Below are 303 nucleotides of genomic sequence, written 5' to 3'. Positions count from 1 at the left end.
TTTTAACTTTATCCGCTGAAAAGAATGTAAAAGTACCTGAAGAGATAGATAGGTGTATTAAGAAGTACGAAATAGAAACCGAAAAGAGTAGAACAGCTATCCAGCTCTCCTAAAAGCTTCAAGTTTGCTATCCTTAAAAGGTAAGAAAAAGGAAGGAGAAGAAGATGGAGTTCAAGGAGTTATATGCCAAGGTGAGAGGAATTGTGCTGAAGTGTCGGAGAGAATATTATGTCCACCTGTGGGAATTAAGCGATTGGGAACAAGAGGGCATGTTGGTGCTCTATCAGTTGGTAAGCCAGTATC

General features: G+C 39.6%; 1 pseudogene. It reads left to right on the top strand.

Annotated elements, in window-relative coordinates:
• Positions 1-164: 164 nt before the first annotated feature.
• Positions 165-303 (top strand): annotated as a pseudogene (locus HMPREF2876_RS08260) (sigma-70 family RNA polymerase sigma factor); the annotation flags it as partial.

The organism is Streptococcus sp. HMSC073A12, from assembly GCF_001812815.1.
Lineage (GTDB): Bacteria > Bacillota > Bacilli > Lactobacillales > Streptococcaceae > Streptococcus > Streptococcus vaginalis.
The sequence above is the reverse complement of the archived record's forward strand: the minus strand, read 5'-3'. Positions and strand labels throughout refer to the sequence as shown.